This is a genomic window from Photobacterium sp. ABD4_091 (assembly GCF_056160145.1).
Genome location: NZ_JBSWWQ010000011.1, coordinates 1 through 24,604 on the forward strand (window position 1 = coordinate 1; position 24,604 = coordinate 24,604).

Below are 24,604 nucleotides of genomic sequence, written 5' to 3' on the forward strand. Positions count from 1 at the left end.
GAACCACCGACCCCTACCATGTCAAGGTAGTACTCTAACCAGCTGAGCTACAGACGCAAATTGTGTTCTAGATTTAAGCTAGAAATTGGTACGACCGAGTGGACTCGAACCACCGACCCCCACCATGTCAAGGTGGTGCTCTAACCAGCTGAGCTACGGTCGTACTGTGTCCCCGTGGGAACGAGAAGCATATTAGCGAGTGATGATCTTCGGCGCAAGTGTTTGAGTTACCTTTTTTAAGTTATGGTGACTGTTTGCTTATGCTTTGAGCGCGGCGGATTATTTCTCACCACCATAGTGGATAAAATTGTGATTTCAATCACTTTTATCCATCGTTGATTTTGCGGGTTATGGCATTTGAAAGCCTGATAAAACAACGCCAGCAGTCATTGTTGATGGCTGCTGGCGTATGTGAACGGTGATAAAACTCCCTGACTACCGGGCTTTAGCTGACCTCAGCGTTTTCTGTCTGCTCTAGTGTTTCAAACAAAGCGTTGAATGACTGGGTAAGCTTGTGCGAGGGCAGCAAATGGATCAACGGCTGCTGATGGTAATGTGACTCTTTCATCTTGATAGAAAGCGGCAGGTAAGGCTCAAGGATAGGTAAGCCAATATCTTTTAGATCTGCGATAATCTGCGCTGGGAACTTGGCCTGCGCGTTGAACATATTGACAATAACCCCTTCTACTTCGAGCTTGGGGTTATGGTCATCACGTAATTCCGCAACATTGTTTAGCAAGGTCATCAAGGCTTGCTGCGAGAAACTGTCGCAATCAAACGGAATTAACAGCTTATTGGCACCGATAAGCGCTGCTTTGCTAAAGAAATTCAAGTTGGGCGGGGTATCGATATAAATCCGGTCATATTCCTTGTCCAGTTCATCGAGGGCATCGCGTAGCTTGTATATCTTGTAACGGCGCTCTAGCTCTGATTCGATTTTTTCAAGCTTAGGGCTGGAAGGAATAATATCGAGGTTTTCAAATGGTGTGGCTTGAGGGTAAGACTTTATAGGAGTAGATACTGAAAACCACCCGACAGTTTGGTTTAGTAGCTCTGCAATATTCTTGTTGTTGTCGGTGTTGATATCAAAGCCAAGGTAATGGCTGCTGTTACCTTGGACATCCAAGTCGATAAGAAGGGTTTTATAGCCTTGAGCGGCACTGATGGCGGCAAGGTTGGCTGTAATACTGGATTTACCGACCCCGCCTTTTTGATTGAAGACAACACGACGCATAATGCTTGAACCTACCTTGGTAACTATGTGTAAAAAGAATACGCTATCTTAGCCTAATATGAGCGGCAATGCTTATTGTAATAGCTCGTGGTCGGGTGGCAGAAGCCGTGAAATCCACAAAATCAGCTTATGTTTCATATTCGGACCATCTTCCTTGTCTTCAGGGAGCGGGGTGATTTGCTTGAACTGAACCAATAAGCGGTAAATGCATTCCACTTTGTCTTTCGATGACACGGACTTGTCTAAATCATCAAACCCTTGTTTTTGGGCAAAAGCCATGCCCAGCTCGAGTGCTTTTTTCAGTAGTTTTGCATCGTTCTTGTTTTTCTTCATTTCTGGCTCCGCCTAATGTCGTTAGTTTCATCTTAGAGCCTGTTGCCTAGCATTTATAGCAACATGGCGCATTTCTTTGCGCTGAGTCTTTGAAATTGTTAGCAGAGCAGCAGTAACCATTAGCGAGTTAGTGGATACCCACTTTGATATTGCAGCGCTTGAAGGTTCTCTGCCAAAAGCCGACGTGCTTGAGCGTTGCCTGCCTGAACTTGTCGTGAAGTTCACCGCTGAGGTATGAATTGTAGTAAGGGGTGATAGCCTGGTTGTTGGCGAGAGTCGGGTTGAGCAGTTCGCTCAGGGCTGGTGAGATTTGCTGGTACTGGGAATCCAGTTCAGCAAGATATGGCTGTAGCTCGTTAACAAAGAATTTGTAGAAAACATTGCTTAGGTATTCGGCTTGTTGCTGGTTACGGTTTGGACCGCAAATGAGCGCCGACTCATTATCTTCTAGCATGCTGGTAATGCTATTTAGCCATAAGGTAGAGAGATGCATGGAAAAAATAAGCTGCCCGAAGTAGTGGTGGGCATGAAGCTGTTCTTGGTGTTCGATAAGCCTATCAGCCTGTTTTTCTCCAACACTGGTACCAGCCTGGATATGCTGTTGGATAAAGGCAAGGTAGTTAAATGCATTTAGGCTTTCATCGAAGCCATAAAATAGGCCCAGCTCAAAGGGTTGATGATGTATGGCCAGTTGCTGCCGCCATTCTTTTTCCGTTGTGAACATATTCCAAAGGTGATGGGCGAGTTGGGCTTGCTTTTGTTGTTTGAAACCATCAAGCATGGGCAGTACTTCTGAATCATCCGGTAATGTCTCCTGGCAGTGATTAAGGCCATTTAACAGAATGAGTTCGTATCTTAGTTGCCGTGTTTTGTCCTGCACCTTTCCAAGGATTGAGTTGCGCTCTGCAATTAGGTTAAACAGGCCGCACTTTCTCAGCTCATAGGCATCAAGCAAATCGATACGGATATCTTCAACTGGAAGTAGTAGCTCCCTTGGTTCAGGGAAAGCTTCTAACTCATCGTCATTTATCGTTGCCGGTGGGGTGTCAAGGACATTGGCTAGCCTATCATTATAGGTATTGAAACTGCGTTTGGCAGTATTGGGCTCACACCCCGTAAGAGCCAACAGTAAAAAAAGCAATTGTAATAAAATGAAGGGCTTTGTATACATGCTTTAGTATTAGTCACTAGTAGTATGGTAAGTATACGCAGCAAAACAAAAAGGCGACCATTGGCCGCCTTTAATTCTTGAACTTGCAAGGAAATCTAACTTAGCGCAAAGACATCTGCAATTGCGCGTCGTCATCTTGTTTCTGTACCCAGAACATCCTAGAAGCCAACATAAGTGCTGCAGCGGTTAGGCCGATAATGTTTCCGAACCAGAAGCCATGTGGACCCATTGGGTCTACTATCCAATCTGTCATGCCGAGTATATAGCCAATCGGCAGGCCGAGGATCCAGTAGGCAATAAAGGTACGGATGAAGATCGCCCGCATGTCTTTATAGCCCCTTAATGCACCAGCTGCGACCACCTGGATGGCATCGGTACATTGGTAGATAGCTGCCAAGAACAATAGCTGTCCAGCAATCATGATTACTTCACGGTTATTGGTGTACATCTCGGCAATAGGCTCGCGGAGTACAACTGTCATTACCGCAGTCATTGCAGCAGTCACAAAGGCTACAATCAAACCACAACGGCTAGCAATTTTGGCTTCGTTGAAGTCTTGTCGGCCAAGAAGGTGGCCAACTCGAATACTTAGCGCTGCGCCTAAGCTCATCGGGATCATAAAGATCAGCGACGAAAAGTTACTGGCGACCTGGTGGGCGGCCACTATGGTTGAACCTAAAGGTGAAATCAGCAATGCAATAGCGGCAAATAATGAGACTTCAAAAAAGATAGAAGCGGCAACTGGAAAGCCTAGGCGGAACAGGCGGGTGACCGCTTTAATCTGCGGCTTCTGCCAGTGGTCGAAAATACCCACGCTACGCAGTTTTTTATTGTAGCGAATGTATACCAACATCGAGAAGAACATCAGCCAGTAGACAATCGCGGTCGCGACACCACAGCCGACCCCTCCTAGAGCGGGTGCACCAAACTTACCGTAAACAAAGATCCAGTTAAGTGGGATGTTGCAGGCCAGACCAATAAACCCAATTACCATAGCAGGCACAGTCATTGAAACGCCTTCAGTGAAGCTTTTCAGGGTTTGGAAGAACAGGAATCCCGGAACGGCAAACAATACCGCATACAGGTAGCCCGTGGTTTTCTCTGCCAAAGCCTCTTCGACATCCATCATGTCAATCAGTGAACTCGCGTTATAGAGCACTAAGATGATAGGTACAGAGATTAATGCGGCAAGCAGGAAACCATGCTGGACTTCAAAAGGGATTTTATCGCGTTTGCCAGAGCCGTTTAGGGTAGCAACTATAGGTACAAGGGCGATAAGCAGACCAACACCAAACAGGATCGCAGGCAGCCAGATACTGGCAGCAACCGATACGGCAGCCATGTCTGTTGCACTGACGCCACCTGCCATAACGGTATCGACAAATCCCATGGACGTTTGAGCAACTGAAGCTATCAGTACAGGAATGGCCAATTTTAGAAGGTGGCGTGTTTCACGCCGATAGTTGTGCACGAAAGCGCTCCTGATTGAAGAGTAAATAACGCGGGAATTATAACGATTCGCTTAAACGATACAATTCACAGTAGTTAAAAAGAGAGTAATTAATAATCGTTGTTAAATATCAGACAGTTATAGGTGTGAAATTCTGCTTTTATTGTATCGCTTTCAGCCTCTCTAATCAGTCAGCCTTCACGAAGGGATTGTACACGGCGGTTAATCGTCCTGCTCTATTTCCGCTCTGTTTTTTCCGCCAAGCTTTGCCTCATAGAGCAGTTGATCTGCAACCGCATAGGATTTTTGTGGATTGGCCGTACAACGGCTTGCACCTATGCTGGTTGAAACAATCACCGAAATCACCTCGTTTGAATACGGGGTTTGAGCAAGTGCCGATAGCAAACCTTGGGTGATAACTTCAACGTCTTCGCGAGATAGTCCTTTTAACCATATCGCAAATTCTTCACCGCCAATGCGACCAAACAGACAGTTTTCAGGTAAAGCCTCCCGGCTGACCTCAGTGAAGTGCTTGAGGATATTGTCCCCTTCAATATGCCCATAGGCGTCATTGATGTGTTTGAAATTATCGATATCTAGGATGAGCAGCCAACCTCGGTGGTAGATACATTTTTCATCAAGCTGCTGCCAAAAGTAGCGGCGGTTAGCGATGCCAGTCAGCACATCGTAGTAGGCCATTTTGTGCAGTTTTGCATTGGCTGAACTTAGGGCCTGCGTGCGCTCATTTACCCTAGCTTCCAGCTCTTGGTTTTGCTGTGCCAGAAGGGCATTAAGGCGCTTGGTTTCTTGTTGCTGGCTATCAAGCTTGTGAATGGTTAGCTCAAGGTTGTGCTGCATCTTATTGAATGACTTGGCGAGTGTGCCGAGTTCGTCATCACGGGTAATGGCAATTTTGCTACCCCAGCGACCTTGGCTGATTTGCTCTGCTGCCCGAGTCAGAGATTGAATGGGTAAACGAATATGACCAGCTGCTTTTCGACCCAGCAAGATAGCAATGATCACCAAAATAATAGTGAGCAAAATAGCAACACGTTGCGCGGTCACTAACTCTGGTGCAAAGTCAGTCATCGGCGAATAGAAGGCAATTTTGACCAAATCACTTTTCGCTAGGTTGTAATCAGTGATAAACCCAGCCCACTCTTTACCTTTATGCTCAACAAGCAACAGGCTGTTACCCTTGTTGTGGTCTTTATTGACCAACTTATTGAGGATCGGGGCTGTACTGTGATTAATTTTCGCCAGGGTGCCGCCAATAGGTAGGTGAGATTCAGACGTGCTGGCCAAAATGACTTGGTTCTTATAAAACAGAACCACATCACCGTGCTCACTGAGTTTACTCTTGCTCAACTCTTGGATAACGGTATTGAGGGTTAAGTCTAAGCCCCAGACGCCCAGCAATTTACCATTCTCATCGTGTTGGGCTTTGGAAAGCGTAATGCCAAGTAGGGTAGGGTCAAAGGCACCGGCGTAAATATTACTCCAAACCGGATAGTTAACCTGAGTGGCATTTTGGAACCACTCTTTGTCTCTGGCATCGAAGTTATCGGTTGAATCGATGAGATTTCCCTTGCTGCCAAAGTGGTCTGATTCATAGTGCTGCAGTTTTCCTGCTTTGCCATTTTCGGTTTCTATCAGGAAATAATGTTCATTACCTTGATGGCCTGCGGAAAGCAGCCCTCCATCAATATTGCCAAAGTAGAAATAATCAATTTCGTCATGATGGTTGAGTACATTGGTGATGTGGAGAAGTAAAGCTTCCCTGTCTTCAACGATTTTACTCAATTCCAGTTGGATGCGTTCTTGGTGTTCATAGACTTTATTGGCATCTGTGAAAAATTCATCAAGATGATTGATAACGGCTTGGCTTGCGTGTTGGTAGATGTTCTCTATGGTGTGATGGACAATCCTGACGGCACTTTGGTGCCATAGGAAGCCAATAGGAAGCGCGGTTAACACAACAATCACTGCTAATAACACCTGTATATGTCGGTTAAGATTATTTCTTAGGTGTTTAAGCATCTTGCATCCAACTCACTACGAGCTTTGTGAAAATTTAAATTATGTGCAGAGGATATAGGGTAAAACCTAAGAGTGCAATTTGGCTTGCTTTTTACCGAGCTATTTTACTGCTAACATTCTGAAAGTTAACTTATCCGCAGGAGTTGTCATGTTTACCGGAATTGTTCAGGGTACCGCAGAAGTTATTGCGATCGAGAAGAAAGAAGCGTTTCAAACCCATGTTGTTCGTTTGTTTGGCAATATGCGGGAAGGATTGGAAATTGGCGCTTCAGTGGCCCATAACGGATGCTGTCTCACAGTCACTAAACTTGAAGGGGATAATGTCTCTTTTGATTTGATGCAAGAAACCTTGGCTGTCACTAACCTTGGAGAGCTTAATGTTGGTGATAAGGTGAACATTGAGCGTGCGGCAAAGTTTGGTGATGAAATAGGTGGTCATTCTATGTCAGGCCATATCAATGCCGTAACGCAAATTGTTGATATTGAAGTTTCGCCAAATAACACGACGATTTGGTTTGCAATCCCAGATTCATACAACAAATATATTTTACGCAAAGGATATATTGGTCTTGATGGTTGTTCGTTGACGATTGGTACGGTTGAAGAGACACGATTCTGTGTTCACCTTATCCCCGAAACACTCCAAAGAACATTATTTGGTGAAAAGAAAATTGGCGCTCAAGTCAATATTGAAATTGATCCTCAAACCCAGGCGATTGTCGATACGGTTGAAAGGGTGCTAGCGGAAAAAGGGATTGGGTAATTCAGCCTTCTAAGTAATAAAAAACCCTACATTAATGTAGGGTTTTTTATTTGCAGATAGAAATCATTTAAAAAATGGAATCTAGAATATTTGCTCATCATCAGCGTCGACAAACAAATTGATGGTTTTGTGTAACTCATCAACTTGCATGTTTAAATGGATTGCATGACAGCAAGCCGGGCAGTCATCGTAGAACTCTTGGCTACCTGCACTGGCATCAAGGGTTATCCGAATGTTGTGACCGCAATGTGGACAGGCTACTGTCTGCTCTGTAAAGTTTTTCATTTCGTACTCCTTGCAAACTTACGACAAGAATTAGCATCCAATTTGCGATAATTCTTAACAACGCGACTGACTCAGTTCGATGATTTAACTCTAGCGTTAAGCGTTCGTTTTCGCCTCAAATTAACTATAAAGTTTGAAGTGATAGAAAAAACTGAAAAAGAAATAAAAGTCAGAAGTTAGAACACGAAAAAAGACTGGACGTATAAATTTCTGTTTATATTGATAAAATAAAACGTAGGTCAGAATTGGAACATTTCTTGAGTGAATGCAAGGGAGTAAAAAGGTGCAATAAAAAAGATGGCTTAATTTACACCTTTTCAAAAATAGCCAGTTGCTCAGTAATGCAATAAAGTGCTTATTTATTTCGAGTAACGAGTTAAGTTTACGATCTGCAGTAGATTCTTTTTGATTTGTGTGGATGCAAATATCATAAACCGGAGCAAGTGATCGCTCCGGCTTTAAATAGTTGAAATATCACACCAATGACGAACCGTTAAAATAGGCTTATTTTAGCCCGAGCTCTTCCATCATCTGCTCTGCTTGGGTGATGTAGCTGCCACCGAATAAGTTACAGTGATTGAGAACATGATAGAGGTTATAGAGCGTTTTTCGCTCCTCGTAGCCATCGTCCAGCGGCCAGACAGATTGGTAGCCTTCGTAAAAGCTTGGCGGGAAGCCACCAAAGAGCTCAGTCATGGCGATATCACATTCACGATCACCCCAGTAACAGGCAGGATCAAAAATGATCGGGCCGGTGACGGTGAGGGCGGTATTGCCATGCCAAAGATCCCCATGCAGCAAAGAGGGCTTAGGCTGGTGGTGGACAAGCAGGTCGATAACCTTGCTAGTGATCGTGTCAATGTTGCCAAAATTGATCCCTTTTTCCGAACAGAGCTGCAATTGCCACGCAATGCGCTGTTCGGCAAAAAAACGGCACCACTTTCTACGCCACTTGTTGGGCTGCGGGGTTCGGCCCACATAGTTGTCTAGATCAAAGCCGTATTCACCCTGATCGCCCCAGGCATGCATTCGTGCCAATTGTTCACCAAGGGTGTAAGCCGATTGATTATCGATCACTTTGGTTGGCAAGTAGTTCAGCACAATGAAAGCACGGTCTTTGGTCGCGCCCAAATGTATAAACTGGGGCACCTGAATGCAGTCAGTTTCGTTTAGCACTCTCAGGCTTTCGGCTTCAGTTTCAAACATCACAAGCCGCTCGCGGTCATTGAGTTTGACGAAGTAGCGTTCGTTTTCGTCGCCGATGCAGTAGCATTCATTAATGTCACCGCCTTCAAGCACTTCCTTTTCACTGATTTTGAATGGTCTATCCAATACCTCAGAAAGTTGGTGAGAAATTGCTTGCCACATAGCATCCTCCACAAAACATCAATATGCAGTTGGGCTCGTTGCCTCTCAACATAGTAGTCTATTTATTGAGCTAATAACTGGGTATTTATCAAGGTTTTAATGTTTATTGCCAAATAAGGGCATATTAACGTTTGATTAATTTTCCATTGGGCATCAATTAGTACTTCTTTGTCTTCGTTTATGTACTGGCTTGCTGGGTGGGGGATCTGAGCCGCCTTATTGTCAGCCTCTTATTGATTCAGTGCTTCGCCGGTATACATAAGGTATTCAACGCAAAGGGAATAAAAAGCACTTGCCTGTGGCGAAATTGTCCGGTCGGTGAGGCGGAAAATACCGATATCACGCTTCAGTGGCGGATCAATCAATGGACGCCAGACCAGCTTGGTTTCATTGGTAGGAAAAGCCAGTTTTGGCAGGGTGGTAATACCTATTCCTAGTTCCAAAACGGAAAATAATGAGGTGATGTTCTCGACGGAATAGAGGGCTTTTTCACTGAGCACATGGGCAGGCGTCGATTCCAGTAAAGTACAGGTACCATTACGAATGAAGGGTTGTTTGAGCAAGGTTTCCCAATTAACCCCTTGTTCATGATGGGCGAGAGGGTTGTCCTGTAGGCAAACCACGCCTAGTGGGTCAGACAGCAAAGGAGTGAAAGAGATGGCATCATCTTCAACCTGTGAGCAGTTCCCCAAGGCTAAATCGACTTCTCCGGCTAATAACCTGGCTTCAACCCCTGCGGCGTTATCGTCTATCAAGCTGACTTCTACTTTTGGGTAGCGTTCACAAAATGCTGCCAACACGCTCGGGATCAGTTTAGCGGCAACGGAAGGAACACAAGCGATGCGCACTTTGCCTTGCTGACCAGAGGCAATGGCTTTTAGATCATTATCTAGGTCATTGTAAATATTTAAGAATTGGGAAATCTTAGGGTATGACACTTTACCAAATGGCGTGAGTTGCGCTTTATGCCCGGTTTCAAACAACGCCTGGCCCAACGTCCTTTCTAACTCTTTGACAGAAGTAGACAGGGCAGCCTGCGAACGGTTTGCCCGTTTTGCCGCAGCCCTAAAGCCGCCTTCTTCGACCACCATCACAAAATGAATCATTTGCTGAAGCTTAATCCCCATTGCTACCTCCTTGTTAGCCCTTTATCCATCATGCCTGATTCAAAGTGTTAAATAAAATTTATCAATTGTAAAAAATTAACCGTTAGATATATCAGTACGGGTAGTGCATGATTTAACCATCTCGAAACATGTCGGTTACAAAAAATGGAGTTGAGCGTGAGTCTTCAAGATAAAAAGCAAGCTGTCAAAACCTCTCTCTTTGCATCGAAAGCCCCGCTTGAGTGGGCCATTACCCATAATGGAACACTCTACACCGCGCAGATCCCTATCGACCAGAATGGTGTGGTGGTGGAAGGCGGGATTGAGGCCCAGACCCGCAAAATACTGGATAACCTAGTCCACACCTTGGAGTGTGCGGGTGAGTCATTGGATTCAGTATTGCAGGTACTGATCTATGTGACTGACAGAGAGTACCTTGCCACCGTGAAGGAATAAGGAAATGGCAATGACAACAAAAATGACAATTCAAGCAGAGCAATCCCTTTATATCGCAGGTGAGTGGCAATCAGGCCAGCGCACTGTTGCAAATATCAACCCATCAGATATCAGCGAGAATTTGGGTGACTTTGCCCAAGCCAGCCAAGCTCAGGTTCAACAAGCCATTGATGCGGCTAATGAAGCGCAACCTGAGTGGGAGAAAACCCCGATGGAGCGCAAGCTGGCAGTACTACAGGCCATTGGTGACGAGCTAATCGCCCGTTGTGACGAACTGGGCCGCTTGTTATCCAGCGAGGAAGGTAAGCCGTTCGCTGAAGGTCGTGGTGAGATCTACCGCGCCGGCCAGTTCTTCCAGTATTACGCCGCTGAGGTGCTACGCCAGGTTGGTGATACCGCCGCTTCTGTTCGACCGGGTGTCTCTGTGGAAGTGACTCGGGAAGCCGTGGGAACGGTGGCTATTATCTCGCCTTGGAATTTCCCGACAGCGACAGCAGCATGGAAGATTGCCCCAGCATTGGCCTTTGGTAACAGTGTGATTTGGAAGCCGGCCAATCTAACCCCAGCCAGTGCCGTGGCGCTGACTGAAATCATTGCCCGCCAAGGCTTGCCAGCCGGTACGTTCAACTTGGTTCTGGGCAGCGGGGCGGAAGTCGGGGATACGCTGATTAACTCTACCCAGATCCAAGCGGTGAGCTTCACGGGCTCGGTAGACACTGGCCGTAAAGTGGCGGCAGCCACGGCGCCAAACTTTGTTCGTTGCCAGCTTGAAATGGGGAGCAAGAATGCCTTGATTGTTGCTGACGATGCCGATATCCAAATCGCCGTTGAAGCAACCATTGCCGGCTCGTTTTCCGGGGCAGGGCAGAAGTGTACGGCTTCATCCCGCTTGGTCGTGATGGACGGTATACACGATGCCTATGTTGAAGCGTTAATCAAACGTATGAGCGAGCTGAAAGTCGGCCACGCATTAGACGATGGCATTTTCATGGGACCGGTGGTTGATGGCAAGCAGCTTGAAGCTAACTTCGGTTGGGTGGAGAAAGCCCGTCAAAGCGGCGCTGAGCTAGCCTTTGGTGGCGAGCGCTTGAACCTGCAACATGAAGGCTATTACATGTCGCCAACCCTGTTTGTGAACACCCAAAACAGCTGGGAAGTGAACCAAGAAGAAGTCTTCGCCCCCATGGCTTGTGTCATCAAAGTGTCTGATTTGGATGAAGCTATTGCCACTGCCAACGATACGCGATTTGGTTTAACCGGCGGCATTATCACCCAGAGCCTGCGCACCAGCGCACTGTTTAAACAGCAGATCCAAACCGGCTGTGCCATGGTCAACCTGCCGACGGCAGGGACGGATTACCACGTACCTTTTGGTGGCCGCAAAGAGTCGAGCTTTGGTCCTCGCGAGCAAGGCCAATACGCCAAAGAGTTCTACACCGTGGTGAAAACTGCCTACCAGCGTCCTTACTAAGGAGTGGCCTATGTACCAGCAGGAAATAGTGATTGATGGCTTGCAGTACTGCCATTGGGACCGGGAATATTTCCAGACATTGAAGGCCAGCGGTATCCATGCTGTGCACGCGACCTTGGTGTATCACGAGAATGCCCGTGAAACCTTGACCCGTTTTGCCGAGTGGAACCTGCTGTTCGAACGCAATGCAGATTTGATCATGCCGGTGATGTCGATGGCAGATGTTGATAGCGCGAAGGCGCAAGGCAAGGTCGGGATTCTGTTCGGGGCGCAGAACTGCTCACCCATTGATGACGAAATTGGTTTGGTTGAGGTGATGCGTCGTCAGGGGCTGTTGATCATGCAGCTGACCTACAACAACCAAAGTCTGCTGGCGACAGGTTGCTACGAACAAAACGACAACGGTGTCACTCGCTTTGGTAAGCAGGTGATTGAGGAGATGAACCGTGTCGGCATGATTATCGATATGTCGCACAGCGCAGAACGTTCAACTCTTGAAGCGATTGATCTATCGGCACGCCCGATCTGCATCAGCCATGCCAATCCGACCTTTGCCCATGATGCGTTGCGGAATAAGTCGGACACCGTTATCAAGGCACTCACTGCCAGAGGTGGTTTGTTGGGCTTTAGCCTCTATCCGTTCCATTTGCCAAATGGTAGCCAGTGTACCTTGGACGATTTTTGCCAGATGGTTGCCCGTACCGCAGATATGGTCGGCGTTGAACATTTGGGGATCGGGAGCGATTTGTGCCTGAACCAACCGCAATCGGTACTCGAATGGATGCGAAACGGCCGTTGGTCGAAAGCGATGGATTACGGTGAAGGTTCGGCAAGTAATTCGGGCTGGCCTGATGCCTTGCCTTGGTTTAGCGGTAGCCGCGGGATGGAAAACATCTACAACGGTCTGATCAAGACAGGCTTCAGTAAAGCCGAAGCCAGCCAAATCATTGGCGGTAACTGGTTCAACTTCCTGCAAAGCGGTATTCAGCCCGCTGAGCAGTAACGAAAGCTCTTAATAGGCCTGCCATTCCAATAACTCCAGCAGGCCACCTAATTATCTTTGCCCAGACAAATCCACCAACCGCTGGAGACAATTTATGTCTGACATTATCAACACGGCAAAGGCTGAAACCATTAATACTCAGCCTTCGCAGAAAAGCACACACCCTACAGCAGAAACCCTAACAGAAAAACTCGGTGTCAATAACCCGGTACTCTGGCTTAGTGGCGGCTTTATCGCCCTGTTTGTCACCCTGGCGCTATATGACAATGAATTACTGTCTTCTTTTGTAAATACCGGGTTTGCCTGGTCGGTTAAATATTTTGGTCCATATTGGCAAATTCTGCTGCTACTTACCTTTTTGATTGGCCTCGCTTTGGCAGCAGGCAGAACAGGCCATGTGAAGCTTGGCAATCTGGATGAGCCTGAAACCGATGCCTTCCGTTGGATTGCCGTCATGTTGTGTACGCTTTTAGCGGGTGGCGGCGTATTTTGGGCTGCGGCAGAGCCGATTGCTCACTATGTTAGTGCTCCGCCACTGTACGGTGAGGCCGCGACACCTTGGCAGCAGGCGATTAACAGCCTTTCACAGTCATTTATGCACTGGGGGTTCTTGGCATGGGCAATTACCGGGTGTTTGACATCGATTGTTTTGATGCACCTTCATTACGATAAAGAATTGCCGCTGAAACCACGAACTTTGCTATATCCATTGTTGGGTGAAAGGGCATTGAAAGGCGGTATTGGCGCCACAATCGATGCATGCTGCATTATTGCCGTTGCGGCGGGCACTATTGGTCCTATTGGCTTCCTTGGTTTGCAAATTAGTTATGCTCTAAATGCCTTGTTCGCCATTCCTGATGGTTTTACCACTCAACTGATCATTATTTTGTTTGCCATTGCAATCTATACCATCTCGGCCTTGAGTGGTCTGAACCGCGGGATCCAGATCCTTAGTCGCTGGAACATTATTTTGGCGGTTGGCCTGATGCTTTATATCTTGCTGGTTGGCCCGACGAGCTTTGTTATTAATGGTTATCTGCAAGGTGTTGGCACCATGTTGGATAATTTCATACCAATGTCTACTTACCGTGGCGATGAAGGCTGGCTAAGCTGGTGGACGGTGTTCTTCTGGGGCTGGTTCCTAGGTTATGGCCCTATGATGGCAATCTTCATTGCGCGTATCTCCCGTGGTCGCACAATTCGCCAGTTGGTTATGACTCATAGTGTTATGGCACCGCTCGTGACTTGCTTCTGGTTTACCATTGTTGGCGGTACCGGTGTGGCATTTGAAGTGGCTGACCCTGGTTCAGTGAGTAAGGCGTTTGAAGGTTTCAATCTTCCGGGGGCACTACTGGCGATTACCCAGCAGCTACCGTTCCCACTAATTGTATCGATTCTGTTCTTGATCCTGACCACGATCTTCATCGTGACGACAGGTGACTCGATGACTTACACCATCAGCGTGGTGATCAGTGGTGAAACCGAACCAAATGCTTTCATCCGAACCTTCTGGGGCGTGATGATGGGTTTGACGGCACTTATCTTGATTTCGCTTGGCTCCGGCGGAGTCTCGGCACTGCAGTCATTCATTGTGATAACCGCCGTACCGGTATCGCTCATTCTTTTGCCTTCGCTATGGGATGCCCCGAAAATTGCGATGAAGATGGCTAAAGAGCAAGGGGTTTAATAGGCCTAGAAATTCTAATGAGTTTATACCTTCATGCCCCGGAAGGGGCGTGAAAAGGCAATAGTTAATTAATACGTACTCTACAACAACATTCCCGGGCGGTAGTTGGACGCCTTAAACCAGAAACATAATTATAAAATTGGTGGTGAGCAATATGGATGCACATCGTTCCCTGAAATCTGATAACACCTTACGCCAGCCAGAAGTGGTGATGGCACCGGAAAGACTAGGTGCAATGCACCAAAACCGAATCAGCTTTGTCCGTTACTTTATTCGTCAGATGGCGCAGAAGAAGTGGCAGGTTAGCCAATACGATTGGCAATTGTCACCTGAAGGTTATGGTCATGCGATTTATCGCCTGGAAACCCAGCAGCACCACTATCACCTTGTGGTGTTCTGCGACGAAATCAGCGATGAAGAGCGTAATGACCGTGTCATTGCCGAAAAATGGGATGTCACTTTTGCCCTTATTCAAGGCGAGGTTGACTCATCGTTACTCGAAAGGTTGCGTGCCAATGTACCGCTACAGGAAGCAGGCCGTAACCCAAACAGTGCCTTGGTGTTAGCCCGTGCCAATAAAAGTGTGAGGGTATTTGAACATTTAGTGTCAAGCCTTGCCCAAGGTGAGCAGCCCGATCCACAACAGTTGGCGAATGTCGGTTATATCCTGCGAACGACTGCGGTATACGGCAACGGAAAGTTCGGTATTGCAGATTTCAAATTGCTGGAAGATAACCCAGATTTCCACCAGTCTTTCAGCGCCCAGATGTGTGCCGTGTATTTACTGCGTGAGTTCAGCCTTGATTGGATTCACTATCTTGCTAAGCAGCGAGGGGGGGATGAAGCTACAACCTTGCACCGTTCAATGCAACGCAACCTTGGCGTGGGTAATGCCACCGGACTGGGGATGGCTCCTTATTTGATCAACCACCCTTGTATTGTTGAGCAGTGGATGACCACTCGTGAGCAAGCATTGGGTGAGATATTAGATCAGCCTTTTGACAACGCTAGACTGCCTAAGCTCAGCCATTTGCTAAAGCAGGCGGTAATTCACCTAAAACAAGTCGTCACGATTGATGAGAACCAGCGTGAACTGAACAAGCAGGCCATACAAGAGTTAACCGCTTTCAGTAAAGATATTGCCAACTTAGCTCCAGAACACATGCCTGATTGGCATGCGCTTATTGAGCATTCGCAATGCTTTGGGCTGGAAACTCAAGAGATCATACTTTCTTGCGTGATGGAGCTTTATCCGGAGATTGCAGATAGCTATCAGGAGAAAATGATTTGTGATGAGGCTTTGGCGCTGACCAGCGGTAAGAAAGTGCAAGATCTCATGCACTTATTAGAAAGTCGTTACCGTTGGGCCATTGAGACTGATTTCCAACTGCCGGAGAACAACTATTGGTTTTGGTATCGCTCGCAAGACAAAGAAGAGCCGCGCCTCGGTGTGCGGGGTGTAGAGGCGGGTGAAGAACGAGAGTTGCCTTTGGATATTGGCCGACAGGTATATCGACTTTATAGCGCCTTGCTACAAATCGAGCCGCAACAAACTTTGGCCGAGTTTTTGGTATTGAATCCGCAGTTCAGGGGGATTGCCAAGCGGGCATGGACTTTGGGTAACAAAGTCATGGGTGATATCCAGATGAATGTCTTGCACAAAGGCTCGCTACCTATGCACTTGTTGCGCTGTAAGCTTGCGGTATTTGGTGCAACCAAGTTCGACCCGCGCTCCGACCGTTGGGTGCAAGTGACTTTTTTCCAAGGTGCCCCCTTGCTGGATGAAATTCACGATGGTGAGTGGTTATTCCCAATCCTGCCATCGGCAGAAGAGTTAACAGGGGCTGGCTTAACAGAGCAAGATCCAGCAGGAGAAGCAAAATGATTGTATCTCATAATGAACTAGTGACTGCCGTATACAAAGCCTTCCTGGGTTTACGACGCTGCTGTGGTGAAGCGGATGTGATAGCAAATATGGTCGCTGACCTGCAGATGGTAAGTCTCAATGGTGTTAGCCACTTTAATACCGCCGTGCCTTTTTTGGCCAATGAAAAAGATAGCCCGGTCACCTTGGTAAAGCCTACGCTGGATCAGATTGAAGTCGACATGGCTGGAGCGAGCATCGCTTGTCATTTACCCAGCGTGATTGATTATGCGGTTGAGCAAATGATAGAGACGAAATCACTGACTATCCATGTCAGCAATTGCCATAACCGTTGGCTTGCTTATAGCGAACTGGTGAAGCTGTCAGCGAAAGGGCTGGCCTGTAAGGCGCAATGGTCAAATGGTTCTGATGCGAAAAAGACCCTATATGTGCTCAATAAAGGGTGTGTATTCCCTGAGCTATATCAATACGATGAAGTCACTGAAGGCAATGTAAATGTGCATGATATGACCATTGAATTATCGGTTTCTAACTTCGCTCTCCCATCTCCGAGTGTGCAAGGGTATCAGCAAATCGATTCAGCCAGTTTACGAGCTAGGTACCAAAATGCCTGGCGAGAGGGGATAGAGGTTGACGATGTAGAGTGGAAAAAACTCAAGCAAGCGGCAACGGTATTCTTAGTCGAGAACAGTGAAGTCTCCGCCAAAGGGGCGGGGGAGTTGGTTGTTTAATAGCGCATAGCAAAGAGTGGAAACCATAAAATAAGCGCCTCATATTAAATAATATGAGGCGCTTTTTATATCACTCTATCAATGTGTTGAGAGTCTTAACTCAAAGGCTAGGCAACAGTTGCGATGGCATTAGCGTGTTGTAATGGGCTTCCAGCAGCAGCTCATTGGCTTTTTCGATATCCGGTGCAAAGTAGCGATCCTTATCGTAAAAGCTCACGCGCGCACGTAGCATCTCCTTGGCTTGCTCCAAACGCTCTGAACTGCGGTTTGGCGAGCGGAAATCCAAGCCTTGCGCAGCGGCGAGTAACTCAACAGCCAAGATCCCCCGGGTATTCTCAGCCATGTCTTTGAGCCTGCGGCCTGCAAAGGTGGCCATAGAGACATGATCTTCCTGGTTAGCCGATGTCGGTAAGCTATCGACCGAAGCTGGGTGGGCAAGGGTCTTGTTCTCGCTAGCCAGTGCTGCTGACGTCACCTGTGCAATCATAAAGCCTGAGTTCACTCCGCCGTTATCGACCAAGAATGGAGGCAGCTTGCTCAGCCCACTATCGATTAACAGCGCCATACGCCGCTCTGACAAGCTGCCAATTTCGGCGATGGCCAGTGCTAGGTTATCGGCAGCCATGGCTACCGGCTCTGCATGGAAGTTACCCCCTGAAATGATGTCACCGTCTTCGGCAAACACCAATGGGTTGTCAGAAACCGCATTGGCTTCGACTTCCAGAATATCTGCAGAGTGTCTGATCTGCTGCAGGCAAGCCCCCATGACCTGAGGCTGGCAACGTAGCGAGTACGGGTCTTGGACTTTTTCACACTGCTGGTGGGATAAGCCAATTTCGCTCTCTTTGTCTAGCAGGTGGCGGTAGGCCGTTGCGGCATCAATCTGACTGCGGTGACCGCGTACACGATGGATACGAGGGTCAAACGGACGGCGGCTACCAAGCGCCGCATCGACTGACATCGCCCCACAGACGGTACCTGAGGCATACAGATCTTCGGCGGCAAACAAACCTTCAAGCGCAAAAGCAGTGGAAGCCTGCGTGCCATTGAGCAGTGCCAGACCTTCTTTGGGTGCTAGCGTGATAGGTTCTAAACCGGCAATTTTCAGTGCTGCCGCACCGCTAATCACCTCGCCATTATGACGGGCCTGTCCTTCACCCAACAGTACCGTGCTCATATGAGCCAATGGCGCAAGATCCCCAGACGCACCAACGGAACCTTTCTGCGGGATACAAGGGTAGACTTCAGCGTTAACTAGCGTGATAAGCGCTTCAACCACCTTCGGGCGGATCCCCGAGTAACCACGGGCAAGGCTGTTGATCTTAAGTGCCATCATTAGCCTGACCGTATGATCTTCCATGAACTGACCAATTCCAGCGGCATGGGAAAGAACAATACTGCGTTGCAGAGTTTCTAGATCCTCGACGGCTATACGAGTGTTAGCGAGCAAACCAAAGCCCGTATTGATCCCGTAAACGACTCTGTCTTCTGCGATCACCTGTTCAACGGCCTGGGTACTGGTTAACATGTCATCATAAGCTGCATTATTGAGTGACAGCGTCACCTTGTGGCGGCTAATATGTCGAAGCTGCTTGAGAGACAGTTTCCCTGGATTGATTTCAATTTGGTACATACAACGTCCTTTGGGTGTTATACCCAAGTGATTTCAAGTTGCATGATTCAGAGCTTCATCAAGGTACTCAATCCAAGGAAAATAACCGCTAGGAATAGTTATTCTATTTCAAGGTTATTTGACACAGGAGTGGGTGCCTTGATGAGCTCCCAAAGGGCGAGTTTACTTGAATATTAGGCGGTGTTAGCGATTTTTGATTTAGAGCCACTAGACCTACAAATCGCTGTCTTGCCTACCATCCAAGTAATTCTCGCTGAACCAAGCATCTTGAATTTACTTGGGTATATTTATATTAATTATTCTGAGTTGATGGGATCATCGGTAAATCGAGGCCTTGCTCTTCGGCGCAGTTAACCGCAATGTCGTAACCGGCATCGGCGTGGCGCATAACACCGGTAGCAGGGTCATTACGTAGTACACGGCCAACGCGTTCAGCGGCTTCATCTGTTCCATCGCAGACAATGACCATACCTGAGTGCTGTGAGAAGCCCATGCCTACGCCACCACCATGGTGTAGTGATACCCACGTTGCGCCAGAAGCCGTGTTCAACAGGGCATTAAGTAGTGGCCAGTCAGATACTGCGTCAGAGCCGTCCATCATGCCTTCGGTTTCACGGTTAGGGCTGGCGACCGAGCCGGAGTCGAGGTGGTCTCGACCAATGACAATCGGTGCTTTCAGCTCACCGTTCTTGACCATTTCGTTGAACGCTTTGCCCAAGCGAGCGCGATCTTTAAGACCTACCCAACAGATTCGTGCAGGTAAACCTTGGAACTGGATACGGTCACGAGCCATATCGAGCCAATTGTGTAGGTGAGGGTTATCAGGGATCAGCTCTTTTACTTTTTGATCTGTTTTATAGATATCTTCCGGATCGCCTGACAGTGCAGCCCAGCGGAAAGGACCCACACCTTCACAGAATAAAGGACGGATATAGGCTGGAACAAAGCCCGGGAAGTCGAATGCATTTTCCACCCCAGCTTCAAAAGCCATCTGGCGGATGTTATTACCGTAATCTACGGTGGCAGAGCCTGCTTTCTGGAGGGCAAGCATCGCTTCGACCTGAACTGCCATCGACGTTTTGGCAGCTTTTACTACCTCGGCCTCATCGCTCAGGCGCATCTCGGCAGCGTGTTCCATGGTCCAGCCTTGCGGCAGGTAACCATTCAATGGGTCATGGGCAGAGGTTTGGTCAGTAGTACAATCTGGTACAATGCCTCGCTGAACAACTTCAGAGAAAACATCGGCTGCATTGCCCAGAAGGCCTACAGATACAGGCTTACCGGTTTGTTTCGCTTCTTCGATAATCGCTAGGGCTTCATCAAGAGAGGTTGCTTTGCAATCAACGTAACCGGTACGTAGGCGATAGTCGATACGGCTTTCATCACATTCAACCGCAATCATTGAGAAACCGGCCATGGTAGCTGCCAAAGGTTGAGCACCACCCATGCCACCAAGACCGCCGGTTAAAATCCAACGACCCGAACTGTCACCACCGAAGTGCTGTTTTGCCATCGCAACAAAGGTTTCGTAGGTGCCTTGAACGATGCCTTGTGAGCCGATATAGATCCAGCTACCTGCGGTCATCTGGCCGTACATCATCAAGCCTTCTTTATCGAGCTCGTTGAAATGCTCCCAGTTAGCCCAGTGAGGGACCAAGTTCGAATTGGCAATCAATACGCGTGGCGCGTTGCTATGGGTTTTGAATACCCCAACCGGCTTACCGGATTGAACCAGCAAGGTTTCATCTTCTTCGAGGCGTTTTAGTACTTCGACGATTTTGTCATAGCACTGCCAGTTCCTTGCAGCACGACCAATGCCGCCATATACCACCAAAGCGTGTGGATGTTCTGCCACGTCGGGATGGAGGTTATTCATCAACATCCGAAGTGGCGCTTCGGTTAACCATGACTTGGCATTCAGCGTTGTGCCTGTTGGGGCAATAATGGTCCGGCTTTCATCCAAGCGTGGTTGGGTATCATGTGTCATGTGGCTCTCCTTGCAATGCTGTCACTGTAATAGTTTATAAAGACAGCGGCGGTGGTTAACGTAGGGCACGGGCGATGGTCCAGGCCAATCGCGCAGCGAGTCGTGCTGTTTGGTTGTCGATATCAAATCTCGGGTTATATTCCGCCATATCAGCAACCAGAACTTTCTTTTCCCCCGAGGGCGTTTCGGCAGCTAATACGGTATTGATCAATGGCTCAATGATGTCCTGTGGTACACCACGAGCTGCGGGTGCGCTGACGCCCGGTGCAGTACTGGCTGGGAACACATCGATATCTAGAGTCAGGTAAAGGTAATCGCATTGGGCGATAAAGTGTTCCAATGACTCTATTACCAGTGGCAGGCGTTGGTGGGTGAGTTCACAGTCATCGAAATAAAGCACACCCAGTTTGTCGGCTTTCTCATACAATGCCTGGGTATTGGCTGCTCGGCTCAAGCCGAGGCAGGCATAGTTGAACGGCCAGCCCTGTAGTTCGCAAAAACGTGCGATTTGTTGGAACGGTGTCCCTGAACTGCCTTGCTCGGCAGAGCCACCAGATGGCGGATTTCGCAAGTCAAAGTGAGCATCGAAATTGATAATGCCAATTTTGGGAATCGGCAGGGTGGTGTTTAACTCTTCAGGTTCAATAACACCTTCCTGACCGTGCTGCTTTTGCAGCAGGTAACTACCGATACCTTGGAAAGTTCCCCAAGCAACCTCGTGGCCGCCACCGAAAACGATGACTTTGTGTTTCTGACGCAGTGCCCGGCTGACATCTTCCCCTAAGCGCTTTTGAGCGAGTTCAAGGTTGCCATCGTTGCAGGAAATATCACCGCCGTCGTAAACGGGCTCGGTGTGGTGCCAAGCAAGGTTTGCCAGGGCTTTTCGAATCGTGATAGGGGCGTCATAGGCACCGGTACGGCCTTTGTTGCGAGAAACACCTTCATCACAAGCGAAGCCGAGCAGCATAATGCCAGCATCATTCACTTCATCTGCTGGCTTAATCACCTCATGCCAACGTAACCCAAGGTTACCGTCTTCAGGATCGCTTCGACCTTGCCAGACACTCATATCTACCGACATAGGATTCTCCTTATTGCCCTGAACTAGAAAAACCAGCGTGATTGAACAATTCGCCATTAACTATTCGCGCCTTGAGATCAGGCACTCCTAGACGGTATGACAGTTCAGCAGGATGAGATAAATTCCAAATGGCTAAATCCGCTTTCATGCCCGAACAAATCTGCCCTCGTTGCTCATCTAGTCCCAGAGCTTTGGCTGCATTGACTGTGACGCCACGTAGGCACTCCTCAGGCGTTAACCGAAATAAGGTACATGCCATGTTCATCATGGTGCGAATAGAGGCGATGGGTGATGTGCCTGGGTTGAAGTCGGTGGAGATCGCCATTGGCACGTCCAGTTGACGTAGCTGATCAAGCGGTGGCATTTGGCTTTCACGAAGGAAGTAAAATGCGCCAGGCAACAAAGTTGCCACGGTGCCACATGCAGCAAGCGCTGCAACCCCCTCGTTATCGAGGTATTCAATATGGTCAACTGACAAAGCGCCCATTCGTGCGGCCATGGCACTCCCACCTAAATTGGAAAGTTGTTCGGTATGTCCTTTAATGGCAAGGTCGTGCTTTTGTGCAGCCTGGAAAACTTGCTGGCACTGGCTGGTACTAAAACCAATGCCTTCACAGAACACATCTACAGCATCGGCTAGGTGCTCTTGGGCGGCAGCTGGAATGATTTCATTACAGATGATTTGGATATAGCCATCTGGGTCACCAGCGTATTCTGGTGGAAGCGCATGTGCAGCGAGCAAGGTAGTGGAAACATTGATATCTGGCATTTCACCAATACGGCGAGCAACCCTGAGCATTTTTAGCTCATCTTCAAGGGTGAGACCATAACCGGATTTAATTTCAACGGTGGTCACACCTTCATTTTTTAAACCTTGCAGGCGTTCGCATGCCAGCTGGAAGAGGGCATTTTCAGATGCCTCGCGGGTTGCACGAACAGTTGACAGGATCCCTCCGCCAGATTTAGCGATTTGTTCATACGGTACACCATTAAGGCGTTGCTCGAATTCCTCTGCGCGGTTGCCGGCAAAGACGAGATGGGTGTGGCAGTCTATCAGTCCCGGTGTCACCAGCGCCCCTTGGCAATCAATGACTTCAGGGTGGCCGTGGCAGTCAAAATGATCCTTGTGGTCAGCGTACATAATCATGCCATCCTGAATACCAATCATGGCATCGCCGATGACTTGGTAGCCAGCTTCGCCAGCGAGGGTGACCATATTGACGTTTGTCAGCACTCTATCCATTTTGTGACCCTGAAGTAATTTAGCGATTCTATAACCTGCTTCGAAAAACAGATAATGTATATACAAATAAATAGGCAATTAGAGGTTGAATTTCAAGGTGGAATGTAAATGAAATGTGATCGTAATTGTAATTAATTGCTGACAATCGTCAGGTTCTGAGAGGGATCGCACGTTTGAAATGCGTTTAGGTAGAGGAAAATCGGGGGGGAATGAATAGATCCTAGATCCTAGAATACGAACCTTGGTTGTCAGGAAAAGTATTTAAAGCCTATGCCGTTATGCCATGCTTTTGTTGGGCTTAAGCTTTTAGGAACTAGGATCTCGTTTCTAGGTTCTAGCAACTAAATCCCCACCTTCGTCCTCGAGCTGAGTTTGTATTTGTTGCCGGGATGATAGAGCAGGGCAGTACTGATCAAATTGTTGTTGCTCCAGGTGCGGCGGTTAAGTAACAGGCAAGGAGATTGAGGGCTGACTTTAAGCAGCTCAGCAATCCGTTGGGGAGGCAAAAGCGCTTCGACAGTATGCTCAATATCACTGAGCGGGCAGGCTTTTACCAAGTATTCGTTGGGCGTTAGTGCGCTGAAGTCTTGTTTGATATAGGCCGGTGCATGTTCCGGGTTTACCCAGCGTTCCTCAAGCTGTATCGGTGAGCTATTTTCGAAGTGGACGATTTGGGTGAAATAGACTTCTGTGCCCTGGCGTACGCCCAATCGTAATGCGATATCTTCGGTGGCATGAATGGTCGATTGGGAAATGACGTCAGAAGAATAGCGGTGACCCCGTTTTTTCACTTCTTCGGCAATATTGCGGATCTCCATTAAGGGAGATTCGGCTTTTTTATTACAGACAAAAGTCCCCAAGCGCGGCGTTCTTTCAAGAAAGCCCTCTTTAACCAGCTCCGTGATGGCTTTGTTGGCTGTCATGCGGCTTACCGAGAAATGTTCAGATAACGCCATTTCCGTCGGGATTTTGTGCCCCGGTGGCCATTGGCGAGTATGAATTCTTTCTAACAAGTAACTTTTGATCTGTTGATAACGAGGTGACTGAGCCATAACGCTTTTCCTAATTGCCTATACAAATCAAAGCAACATTTGTTGTTCATTTCAAGTTTCTGTGTGCTTTTGCGTGAGGTGACTACAGTATTGAAAGGCTTGGGCAAGTTGGAATGTTAAAGATGGCGATAATTGAGCTGCTGTTTTTGTCTCGTTTTGAAGAGGATATCTTGGCTGGCAGGAAAACCATCACCATCCGTGATGAAGCCGACAGCCATTATGCAGTCGGAAGCCGGGTTAATGGCGTGATTTATGAAGAGGGCAGGGTGTTCTGTCAGTTGGATATTACTGGGGTAGAGCCCGTCTCTGTAGATGCGCTTGACCAGAGCCATGCCGAGCGTGAGAACATGCCCCTTTCAGTGTTAAAAGATGTACTCGAAGAGATTTACCCCAAAACCAGAGATCTCTTCGTGGTTAGCTTCCAACTGGTCGCCAAGTGATCCCAAAGTGACTTGGGGCATGATAGCTAAATAAAATGTGACGCGGCTTTGCAATCTGTCATAGGCGTTTGTTATAGTTGCCTACTTGCTTAGCGATTTTGGTCTGCTCAGTATTGCAGTGCCGGGTCTCTGAGCTTTCTTTTATTTAGCTCTCAAAGCTTTATATTTTTAATTCAACATGTCTT

20 protein-coding genes, 1 tRNA gene and 1 pseudogene are annotated in these 24,604 nt (G+C 47.8%); 8 read left to right on the top strand and 14 right to left on the bottom strand.

Going from position 1 to position 24,604, the window contains the following annotated elements; all coding sequences use genetic code 11:
- Positions 1 to 86 precede the first annotated feature (86 nt).
- The 6 genes from ACXAGQ_RS28780 to ACXAGQ_RS28805 all read right to left on the bottom strand — a co-directional run bounded on the left by ACXAGQ_RS28780 (position 87) and on the right by ACXAGQ_RS28805 (position 6,174).
- Positions 87 to 163 (bottom strand) — tRNA-Val (locus ACXAGQ_RS28780).
- Between the two features lie 282 nt (positions 164 to 445).
- Positions 446 to 1,234 carry a ParA family protein gene (locus ACXAGQ_RS28785; protein WP_475258652.1) on the bottom strand — a complete coding sequence of 263 codons (789 nt, stop codon included), beginning with the start codon at positions 1,232 to 1,234 and terminating at the stop codon, positions 446 to 448.
- Between the two features lie 72 nt (positions 1,235 to 1,306).
- On the bottom strand, positions 1,307 to 1,567 hold the full coding sequence (locus tag ACXAGQ_RS28790) for a DUF5062 family protein (RefSeq protein WP_107297765.1): 261 nt from the start codon (positions 1,565 to 1,567) through the stop codon (positions 1,307 to 1,309).
- Positions 1,568 to 1,694: 127 nt separating this feature from the next.
- Positions 1,695 to 2,693 (bottom strand): DUF3080 domain-containing protein, encoded by a 999-nt coding sequence (locus tag ACXAGQ_RS28795; RefSeq protein WP_475258654.1) that lies wholly within the window; start codon positions 2,691 to 2,693, stop codon positions 1,695 to 1,697.
- Positions 2,694 to 2,838: 145 nt separating this feature from the next.
- Positions 2,839 to 4,209 (bottom strand): MATE family efflux transporter, encoded by a 1,371-nt coding sequence (locus tag ACXAGQ_RS28800; protein ID WP_475258655.1) that lies wholly within the window; start codon positions 4,207 to 4,209, stop codon positions 2,839 to 2,841.
- Positions 4,210 to 4,410: 201 nt separating this feature from the next.
- Positions 4,411 to 6,174 carry a diguanylate cyclase domain-containing protein gene (locus ACXAGQ_RS28805; protein ID WP_475258656.1) on the bottom strand — a complete coding sequence of 588 codons (1,764 nt, stop codon included), beginning with the start codon at positions 6,172 to 6,174 and terminating at the stop codon, positions 4,411 to 4,413.
- 202 nt (positions 6,175 to 6,376) lie between these two features.
- Between ACXAGQ_RS28805 and ACXAGQ_RS28810 the strand changes: the two genes are divergently transcribed.
- On the top strand, positions 6,377 to 6,991 hold the full coding sequence (locus tag ACXAGQ_RS28810; RefSeq protein ID WP_475258657.1) for a riboflavin synthase subunit alpha: 615 nt from the start codon (positions 6,377 to 6,379) through the stop codon (positions 6,989 to 6,991).
- A gap of 81 nt (positions 6,992 to 7,072) precedes the next feature.
- On the opposite strand, the gene ACXAGQ_RS28815 is transcribed toward ACXAGQ_RS28810, so the two are convergent.
- The 3 genes from ACXAGQ_RS28815 to ACXAGQ_RS28825 all read right to left on the bottom strand — a co-directional run bounded on the left by ACXAGQ_RS28815 (position 7,073) and on the right by ACXAGQ_RS28825 (position 9,771).
- Positions 7,073 to 7,276 carry a CPXCG motif-containing cysteine-rich protein gene (locus ACXAGQ_RS28815; RefSeq protein WP_475258658.1) on the bottom strand — a complete coding sequence of 68 codons (204 nt, stop codon included), beginning with the start codon at positions 7,274 to 7,276 and terminating at the stop codon, positions 7,073 to 7,075.
- Between the two features lie 504 nt (positions 7,277 to 7,780).
- Positions 7,781 to 8,644 (bottom strand): fructosamine kinase family protein, encoded by an 864-nt coding sequence (locus tag ACXAGQ_RS28820; protein ID WP_475258659.1) that lies wholly within the window; start codon positions 8,642 to 8,644, stop codon positions 7,781 to 7,783.
- Between the two features lie 230 nt (positions 8,645 to 8,874).
- Positions 8,875 to 9,771: a LysR substrate-binding domain-containing protein gene (locus ACXAGQ_RS28825; protein ID WP_475258660.1), complete on the bottom strand. Its 897-nt coding sequence runs from the start codon at positions 9,769 to 9,771 to the stop codon at positions 8,875 to 8,877.
- A 144-nt stretch (positions 9,772 to 9,915) separates the two neighbouring features.
- Here ACXAGQ_RS28825 and ACXAGQ_RS28830 point away from each other — a divergent pair.
- The 6 genes and pseudogenes from ACXAGQ_RS28830 to ACXAGQ_RS28855 all read left to right on the top strand — a co-directional run.
- Positions 9,916 to 10,197 (top strand): annotated as a pseudogene (locus ACXAGQ_RS28830) (RidA family protein); the annotation flags it as partial.
- Positions 10,198 to 10,216: 19 nt separating this feature from the next.
- Entirely contained in the window at positions 10,217 to 11,677 is a 1,461-nt protein-coding gene (locus ACXAGQ_RS28835; protein ID WP_475258682.1) for an aldehyde dehydrogenase family protein, read from the top strand.
- A 10-nt stretch (positions 11,678 to 11,687) separates the two neighbouring features.
- Positions 11,688 to 12,680 (top strand): membrane dipeptidase, encoded by a 993-nt coding sequence (locus ACXAGQ_RS28840; protein WP_475258662.1) that lies wholly within the window; start codon positions 11,688 to 11,690, stop codon positions 12,678 to 12,680.
- Positions 12,681 to 12,774: 94 nt separating this feature from the next.
- Entirely contained in the window at positions 12,775 to 14,367 is a 1,593-nt protein-coding gene (locus tag ACXAGQ_RS28845; RefSeq protein WP_475258663.1) for a BCCT family transporter, read from the top strand.
- Positions 14,368 to 14,521: 154 nt separating this feature from the next.
- A complete protein-coding gene (locus ACXAGQ_RS28850) occupies positions 14,522 to 16,252 on the top strand; it encodes a hypothetical protein (protein WP_475258664.1) in 1,731 nt (576 codons plus the stop codon).
- The gene (locus tag ACXAGQ_RS28855; protein ID WP_475258665.1) at positions 16,249 to 16,983 is read left to right on the top strand and encodes a DUF3726 domain-containing protein; all 735 of its coding nucleotides are present in this window, start codon (positions 16,249 to 16,251) and stop codon (positions 16,981 to 16,983) included. Before ACXAGQ_RS28850 ends, ACXAGQ_RS28855 begins: the two co-directional genes overlap by 4 nt.
- A 100-nt stretch (positions 16,984 to 17,083) precedes the next feature.
- On the opposite strand, the gene hutH is transcribed toward ACXAGQ_RS28855, so the two are convergent.
- The 5 genes from hutH to hutC all read right to left on the bottom strand — a co-directional run bounded on the left by hutH (position 17,084) and on the right by hutC (position 23,979).
- A complete protein-coding gene (gene hutH / locus ACXAGQ_RS28860; protein ID WP_475258666.1) occupies positions 17,084 to 18,616 on the bottom strand; it encodes a histidine ammonia-lyase in 1,533 nt (510 codons plus the stop codon).
- Between the two features lie 292 nt (positions 18,617 to 18,908).
- Complete coding sequence (gene hutU, locus ACXAGQ_RS28865; protein ID WP_475258667.1) at positions 18,909 to 20,603, bottom strand: urocanate hydratase; 1,695 nt, start codon at positions 20,601 to 20,603, stop codon at positions 18,909 to 18,911.
- Positions 20,604 to 20,658: 55 nt separating this feature from the next.
- On the bottom strand, positions 20,659 to 21,684 hold the full coding sequence (gene hutG, locus ACXAGQ_RS28870; RefSeq protein ID WP_475258668.1) for a formimidoylglutamase: 1,026 nt from the start codon (positions 21,682 to 21,684) through the stop codon (positions 20,659 to 20,661).
- A gap of 10 nt (positions 21,685 to 21,694) precedes the next feature.
- Positions 21,695 to 22,927, bottom strand: coding sequence for an imidazolonepropionase (gene hutI, locus ACXAGQ_RS28875; protein WP_475258669.1), 1,233 nt, complete (start codon positions 22,925 to 22,927; stop codon positions 21,695 to 21,697).
- A 341-nt stretch (positions 22,928 to 23,268) separates the two neighbouring features.
- Positions 23,269 to 23,979, bottom strand: a complete 711-nt coding sequence (hutC, locus tag ACXAGQ_RS28880) for a histidine utilization repressor (RefSeq protein ID WP_475258671.1) — start codon at positions 23,977 to 23,979, stop codon at positions 23,269 to 23,271.
- Positions 23,980 to 24,101: 122 nt separating this feature from the next.
- Here hutC and yqfB point away from each other — a divergent pair, with 122 nt between their 5' ends.
- Positions 24,102 to 24,419: a N(4)-acetylcytidine aminohydrolase gene (gene yqfB, locus ACXAGQ_RS28885; RefSeq protein WP_475258673.1), complete on the top strand. Its 318-nt coding sequence runs from the start codon at positions 24,102 to 24,104 to the stop codon at positions 24,417 to 24,419.
- The last annotated feature ends 185 nt before the right edge of the window (positions 24,420 to 24,604 follow it).

Coding starts and splice junctions, on each gene's coding strand:
- ACXAGQ_RS28785 (WP_475258652.1), bottom strand. CDS start 1,234: ATGCGTCGTGTTGTCTTCAATCAAAAAGGCGGGGTCGGTAAATCCAGT.
- ACXAGQ_RS28790 (WP_107297765.1), bottom strand. CDS start 1,567: ATGAAGAAAAACAAGAACGATGCAAAACTACTGAAAAAAGCACTCGAG.
- ACXAGQ_RS28810 (WP_475258657.1), top strand. CDS start 6,377: ATGTTTACCGGAATTGTTCAGGGTACCGCAGAAGTTATTGCGATCGAG.
- ACXAGQ_RS28815 (WP_475258658.1), bottom strand. CDS start 7,276: ATGAAAAACTTTACAGAGCAGACAGTAGCCTGTCCACATTGCGGTCAC.
- ACXAGQ_RS28820 (WP_475258659.1), bottom strand. CDS start 8,644: ATGTGGCAAGCAATTTCTCACCAACTTTCTGAGGTATTGGATAGACCA.
- ACXAGQ_RS28825 (WP_475258660.1), bottom strand. CDS start 9,771: ATGGGGATTAAGCTTCAGCAAATGATTCATTTTGTGATGGTGGTCGAA.
- ACXAGQ_RS28835 (WP_475258682.1), top strand. CDS start 10,217: ATGACAACAAAAATGACAATTCAAGCAGAGCAATCCCTTTATATCGCA.
- ACXAGQ_RS28840 (WP_475258662.1), top strand. CDS start 11,688: ATGTACCAGCAGGAAATAGTGATTGATGGCTTGCAGTACTGCCATTGG.
- ACXAGQ_RS28845 (WP_475258663.1), top strand. CDS start 12,775: ATGTCTGACATTATCAACACGGCAAAGGCTGAAACCATTAATACTCAG.
- ACXAGQ_RS28850 (WP_475258664.1), top strand. CDS start 14,522: ATGGATGCACATCGTTCCCTGAAATCTGATAACACCTTACGCCAGCCA.
- ACXAGQ_RS28855 (WP_475258665.1), top strand. CDS start 16,249: ATGATTGTATCTCATAATGAACTAGTGACTGCCGTATACAAAGCCTTC.
- hutH (WP_475258666.1), bottom strand. CDS start 18,616: ATGTACCAAATTGAAATCAATCCAGGGAAACTGTCTCTCAAGCAGCTT.
- hutU (WP_475258667.1), bottom strand. CDS start 20,603: ATGACACATGATACCCAACCACGCTTGGATGAAAGCCGGACCATTATT.
- hutG (WP_475258668.1), bottom strand. CDS start 21,684: ATGTCGGTAGATATGAGTGTCTGGCAAGGTCGAAGCGATCCTGAAGAC.
- hutI (WP_475258669.1), bottom strand. CDS start 22,927: ATGGATAGAGTGCTGACAAACGTCAATATGGTCACCCTCGCTGGCGAA.
- hutC (WP_475258671.1), bottom strand. CDS start 23,979: ATGGCTCAGTCACCTCGTTATCAACAGATCAAAAGTTACTTGTTAGAA.
- yqfB (WP_475258673.1), top strand. CDS start 24,102: ATGGCGATAATTGAGCTGCTGTTTTTGTCTCGTTTTGAAGAGGATATC.